The sequence below is a fragment of the Streptomyces sp. NPDC058964 genome (assembly GCF_042741275.1).
Taxonomy (GTDB): domain Bacteria; phylum Actinomycetota; class Actinomycetes; order Streptomycetales; family Streptomycetaceae; genus Streptomyces.
Genome location: NZ_JBHYKH010000566.1, coordinates 1 through 5619, shown reverse-complemented (window position 1 = coordinate 5619; position 5619 = coordinate 1). Strand labels below are relative to the sequence as shown.

Sequence of the window (5619 nt, the reverse complement as noted above, 5' to 3'; positions counted from 1 at the left end):
GCGTGGGGGTGCGTGCCCTCCGTGTTGCGTCCGCCCGGCTGGCGGATCGCCGGGAAACCCGCCGGGCCCCAGCTGGTGTGGCGGTCGGCCGCACCGGTGCCCATGGGTGACGCGCGCGTCGAATTCCGCTCCGGCGGGAGGCTGTTGGGTATCCCGGCACCCGGGAAGGACGAGCACACCTTCCGCCTCGGCCTGGACGGGGTCCGGCCCGCCGATCTCAAGAGCCTCGAAGTGTGGTCCGGCGGGCGGAGACTGGACGCCTCCGGCACGAACGGATTCACGGGCGCCGAGGGAGCCGAACGCTCCGGGGCTTCCAAGGGCGGCAGCGGCGTCGGTTCGGCGGCGCGGCCCCCGGCCCCGCTGCCCGCCAACTCCGTCGACCCCGGAAAGCCGGGCTCGTACCGCACGGCGACCGGCGAGTACAACCTCAAGCCCGTACGCCTGCCCGGATTCCCCGCACCGGTCGAGATGCGCGCCGTGGTGGTCGCGCCGAAGGGGGCCACCGGCCGCCGCCCGCTCGCGCTGTTCCTGCACGGCCGCCACTACACGTGCTATGCCGCGCGCGGCGACAGCAGCGGCGACTGGCCCTGCAAGACCGGGACCAAGCCGGTGCCGAGCCACCGCGGATATCTGCGCGACCAGAAGCTGCTGGCCTCCCAGGGCTATGTGACCGTGTCCATCTCGGCCAACGGCATCAACGGCCAGGACTTCGCTGCGGAGGACGGCGGAGCGCAGGCCCGCTCGTCGCTCGTGCGGCTGCATCTCGCCCAGTGGGCGGACTGGGCCGAACACCCCGGCACGGCACCGGCGATCGTACGGAACGCACCGCGCGCAGACCTGTCCCGCGTCCTGCTGATCGGGCACTCCCGGGGCGGCGAGGGCGTGAACCGGGCCGCGCTGGACAGCCTGTACCCGCCGCCCGCGGACCAGGACGGCTACCACGGCCCGGTGCGCTGGCACATCAGCGGCACCGTCCTCATCGGCCCGACGGTCTTCGGCCAGAACCCGGTGCCCGACGTCCCGTCGATGACGATCCTGCCGGGCTGCGACGGTGACGTCTCCGACCTGCAGGGCGAGGTGTACGTCGACGGCACCCGCGCGGTCAGCCGGGGCACCGCTCTGCACAGCGCCGTCTACGTCATCGGCGCCAACCACAACTTCTTCAACAGCGAGTGGACTCCGGGGCAGGCGCAGGCCCCCGCGGAGGACGACTTCTGGGACGACCCGGGCCAGCGGGACCCGGTGTGCGCCAAGCACGCCGCGACCCGGCTGACCGCGAACCAGCAGCACAAGGCCGGCTCCACGTACATCGCGGCCGCCGCCCGGCTGTTCGTCGCCGAGGACGACCGGGTGCGTCCGCTGCTCGACGGTTCGGGACGACGGGCCCCGTCCGCCGACCCCGCCCGTGTGCTCAGCCACGCGGTCGGCGCGAACCGCGGTGCCGGGTTCCTGCCCGACGGCAAGGTGTCCGTGACCGGTGGGTGGCTGTGCTCCGCGGTGGATCCCAGCCCGTCCGCCGCCTGTCTGGGCCGGGGCGCCAAGGGGGTCTCGCCGCACTTCGCGATGTGGGAGACGGACAAGGAGGCGGGGCGGCACGCGATCGCCCTGCGCTGGAACTCCGCCGGCTCCGCCGCGCGGGTACGGCCGGCCGCACCCCTCTCCCTCGACGGCGCCAAGGCACTGGCCCTGCGGGTGATCGTGCCGCCGAACTCCAGGGGGACCCGTCTGGACGTGTCCCTCACGGACGCCTCCGGCCACCGGGCGAAGCTCGGCCGGGTGACTGTCGACGGACTGCCCGGCAGCGAGCGGACCGCGTCGTACTGGGCGCGCGAGGTGCGGGTGCCGCTGACGGCCGCCGGCCGCGCCGGACTCGACCTGCGCCATGTGAAGTCCCTGGAACTGACGCCCCGTTCGCGGTCGGGACAGGCCTGGCTCATGGACGCCTGGGGCTGGCGCCCCGGCACCCCGGCGGTACGGGAGGCCGCGCTGCCGCGTGTCGACGTCGGCCGTACCACGGTGGACGAGGGCGACGCGGGCGTGCGCACCTACCGGGTGCCGGTCCAGGTCTCCGGACAGGGCAGCGGCCGGGTTCGGGTGTACGTCGTCGACCCGGTCACCGGCGCTACCACGAACCGTCTCGTCACGGTGCGGCCCGGCGGCCACGACATCGACGTGCCCGTCGAGGTGAAGGGCGACACGCGCTACGGCGCCGACATGTCCTACGACATCCTGGTGAAGGCGGTCCACGGCGCGGTCGTCGGCTCCTACCGGGGCGGGATCACCGTCCGCAACGACGACCCCGCACCGAAGATCACCGTGACCGCCCCCGCCGGACGGGTGGCCGAGGGCAAGACGCTGAAGTGGCGGCTGTCGCTGGACGAGGCCGCCGACGTCGACCTCTCGTCGGTGTTCACCGCGGTCCCGGTCACCGGGCAGGAGCTGTCCACCAAGGACGTGGACCCGCGCTGGCTCCGGGAGTCCACCGGCGCCTCGCCCGACCCGGAGCGTCCCCTGTCCAAGGTGAACCTCTACCTGTGGGTGAACATCCCGGCCGGCAAGAAGAACGCCGATGTCACCCTGCCCACGGTCAAGGACCGGGTGCATGAGCCCGAGGAGTCCGTGCGCCTCGGGCAGACGGACGACAACGGCGCGCCGCTGCCCGGCGGGCTGGTGCTGGACGGCACGGTGCTGGACGCGTCCTGAAGATCCCGCCCTGGGGGAGCCGCGGCTCCCTCAGGGCGTCAGGGTCACCCTGATCCCGACCGTGCCGTCGCGCCCGTTGCGCAACCGGCTGCCGAACAGCGTGAGGCGTCCGAGGATGCCGTACTTGCGGGCGACGAGGTCGCGATAGTGGTCGGTCGTGGCGGCGTCGGCGATCTCGGCGGTGGCGGGCAGCTGGTCCCCGGTCGGATTGCCCCGCACGTCGCAGGGCCCGACGAGCACGTCGGCGCGGCGACGGATCCGCTTCACCTTGTAGGACTTGGCGGCCGTCCATACGCCGAGCGCGTCCCCGTCGCGTACCACCCAGACCGGGGTCGCGACCGGGGTGCCGTCCTTGCGGTAACTGGTGACCAGCAGGTACTTGCCCGATCCGAGCCGGTCCAGCGACGTGTCATCCATGCCACGCAGTCTAGGCGGAGGCCCCGCGTCCGAGCAGTTCGAGGTAGCGGCGGGCGAAGAGGTAGGCGTCTCCCGGCCAGCGCGCCGACACATAGGCGCCGTCCTGGACGACGAACGCGTGGGTGTCGTCGGTCGCGGTGCCCCGCCGGGTGAGCACCCTGGGGCCCCGTTCGAACCGCGCGTCCGGGCCGGTCAGCGCGGACCGCACCTCGTCCTCGACGTACGCGGGATACGTGCGGTAGTAGCGGCCGAGGCGCCAGGCGGTGGTCAGATGGGCGGCGCGTTCCATGTACTTGGGCAGGCAGGTCGTGCGCCGGCCTGCCAGGACGCTGTTGCCGGTCCGCGGGTCGCGGGTGCGGGCCAGGACGAGCACGCCGTGGCAGATCGCGCCGACGGGCCTGCCGAGCCCCCAGAACCGGGCGGCTTGGCGCTGGAGTTCGGGCGAGCCGAGGTACTGCCGCATCCCGGGCGCGTGTCCGCCCGGCAGCAGCAGCCCGTCGAAGTCGTCCACCCGGACCTCCGCCCAGGCGGCCGTGGCCGTGAACTCCGGTGCCGCGGTGAGCTGTTCGTACCACCGCCTGGGCTCCTCGGCCGCTCCGAGCCGCCCGAAGAGCACGCCCGTGAGCAGCCGGGGGTCGGCCGCGGGCCGGGTCCCGGCACGTTCGGTGGCGAAGACCACCTCGTGACCGGCCGCCGTGAGCAGCCGCCAGGGCACGGCCACCTCGGTCACGTCGAAATCACGGTCGGGGACCGGCATCAGCACGCGCATGGGCCCATGATGGCAGCCGGCCGCGTGTCCATGTCAGGACGGTGGGGTTCACCGGAGAGCGGCCGCCATCCTGCGCACGCCCTCGGTGACCACCTCCGGTGATGTGGCCAGATTCAGGCGTACGTGCCCGGCGCCGCCGGTGCCGAACGGGATCCCGGAGTTGAGGGCGACCCGGCCGCGCTCCAGGAACACCCGCGCCGGGTCGTCCCCGAGGCCGAGGGCGCGGCAGTCGAGCCAGGCGAGATAGGTGGCCTGCGAGGGCCGGTGGCGGACGGCGGGCAGGTGCTCGGTCAGCAGCGCGGCGAGCAGTCTCCGGTTGTCGTCCAGGCCCGCCAGCAGGGCGTCCAGCCAGCCGCCGGCGTCGTTCAGCGCGGCGGTGTGGGCGATGACGCCGATGTGACTGGGGCCGTGGCTCACCTCCTCGGGCATGCGGGCCAGGTCGGCGGCGGCCGCGGGCCCGGCGAGGGCCAGGGCGGCCTTGAGGCCCGCCAGGTTCCACGCCTTGGACGCGGACATCAGCGACAGGCCGCTCTCGGCACCCGGCACGCTCAGATACGGCACGAAGGCGGTGCCGGCGGCGACCAGCGGCGCGTGGATCTCGTCCGCGACGACCCGCACGCCGTGCCGCTCGGCGAGGGCGGCGACGGCTGCCAGCTCGGCCGCGGTGTGCACGGTGCCGGTCGGGTTGTGCGGGCTGCACAGCAGGTAGGCGGCCCGCCCGCCCCCGGTGACGGCCCGCCGGAACGCCTCCTCGAGTCCGCCCAGGTCGAGGCGCCGCTCCGCGTCGAGCGGCGCCTCCAGCACCCGCCCGTCCATGTGCTCGACGAACTGGAAGAACGGCGGATACACCGGCGAGTTGACGACGACCGGATCCCCGGGTCCGGTGACCAGCTTGAGCATCTCGACGACGCCCAGCATCACGTCGGGCACGATCGCGCTGCGCTCCACCGCCACTCCGTCCCAGCCCCATCGCTCGGCGGCGAAGGCGGCCAGCGCCTCGGCGTAGGCGGTGCCCGCCGGATACCCGGTGTCGCCGAGTTCCAGAGCCTCCGTGACCGCGCGGACGACGGGTCCGGCGAGCGGTACGTCCATCTCCGCCACCCACAGCGGCAGCACGTCCTCGGGGTAGGTGCGCCATTTCATGCTCGTGCGGCGCCGGAGGCGGTCGAGGGTCAGTGCGCGCAGCGGATTCGGTTCACCTGTCGTCTCGTGCGGGGTGCTGGTCATGGGGCTCAAGATAGGGGGCGGCGCAGTGAGCCGGAATCGGGCGGCCGTCCACGGGCCCGGCCGGCGGCCGGCCCGGCCCTGGTTCCCGTGCACAAGCCCCTGCTGCCGGCCGTCGTGCAAACGGCCGCCCACTGGAGCACCCCGCGGGTCACCGTGTCCCTGGTGCACGACCGGCAGGACCCGCTGAACCCGGAGCGGATCGCCTGGATCGAGAGGACCGCCCGGGCGGGAGGGCACCGGCCCGGCCGGGCTGCGGCCGGTGGACTCGCGGCCGGACACACGGGTGCGGACCGCCGGCTTCCTCGCCGGGATCACCCGCGAGATCGTCCCGGACGAGCTCAACGGACGCGGGGACGCGGCGCTCACCGCGCTGCTGCGGCCGTACGCGGGAGCGGAGCCGGTCCGGGGCGACGAGCGCAGCTGGTCCCGGCTCTCGCCGGGGACGACAAGGCCGGGAGCGGCGGCGGAGATCAACTCGGGCGTATAGATTGCCTGTTGACCCG

Annotated in this window: 5 protein-coding genes; 2 read left to right on the top strand and 3 right to left on the bottom strand. The window is 73.9% G+C overall.

Annotated features, from left to right (window positions below):
* The first annotated feature begins 12 nt into the window (after positions 1-12).
* Positions 13-2703 (top strand): hypothetical protein, encoded by a 2691-nt coding sequence (locus ACFW2E_RS40340; protein ID WP_384475117.1) that lies wholly within the window; start codon positions 13-15, stop codon positions 2701-2703.
* 30 nt (positions 2704-2733) lie between these two features.
* Here ACFW2E_RS40340 and ACFW2E_RS40335 read toward each other — a convergent pair whose 3' ends face one another.
* Genes ACFW2E_RS40335 through ACFW2E_RS40325 form a run of 3 tightly spaced genes read right to left on the bottom strand, consistent with a single transcriptional unit; the run spans position 2734 to position 5116 of the window.
* Positions 2734-3120 carry a PPOX class F420-dependent oxidoreductase gene (locus ACFW2E_RS40335; protein WP_384475114.1) on the bottom strand — a complete coding sequence of 129 codons (387 nt, stop codon included), beginning with the start codon at positions 3118-3120 and terminating at the stop codon, positions 2734-2736.
* Between the two features lie 10 nt (positions 3121-3130).
* Complete coding sequence (locus ACFW2E_RS40330) at positions 3131-3889, bottom strand: type 1 glutamine amidotransferase domain-containing protein (RefSeq protein ID WP_384475111.1); 759 nt, start codon at positions 3887-3889, stop codon at positions 3131-3133.
* A gap of 48 nt (positions 3890-3937) precedes the next feature.
* Positions 3938-5116 carry a MalY/PatB family protein gene (locus ACFW2E_RS40325; protein WP_384475108.1) on the bottom strand — a complete coding sequence of 393 codons (1179 nt, stop codon included), beginning with the start codon at positions 5114-5116 and terminating at the stop codon, positions 3938-3940.
* A 259-nt stretch (positions 5117-5375) separates the two neighbouring features.
* On the opposite strand from ACFW2E_RS40325, the gene ACFW2E_RS40320 reads away from it, so the two are divergent.
* Entirely contained in the window at positions 5376-5603 is a 228-nt protein-coding gene (locus ACFW2E_RS40320; protein ID WP_384475105.1) for a hypothetical protein, read from the top strand.
* Positions 5604-5619 lie beyond the last annotated feature (16 nt).

Bases quoted from the DNA above. Each gene is read 5' to 3' on its own strand.
- ACFW2E_RS40335 (WP_384475114.1), bottom strand. From the start codon at position 3,120: ATGGATGACACGTCGCTGGACCGGCTCGGATCGGGCAAGTACCTGCTG.
- ACFW2E_RS40330 (WP_384475111.1), bottom strand. From the start codon at position 3,889: ATGCGCGTGCTGATGCCGGTCCCCGACCGTGATTTCGACGTGACCGAG.
- ACFW2E_RS40325 (WP_384475108.1), bottom strand. From the start codon at position 5,116: ATGACCAGCACCCCGCACGAGACGACAGGTGAACCGAATCCGCTGCGC.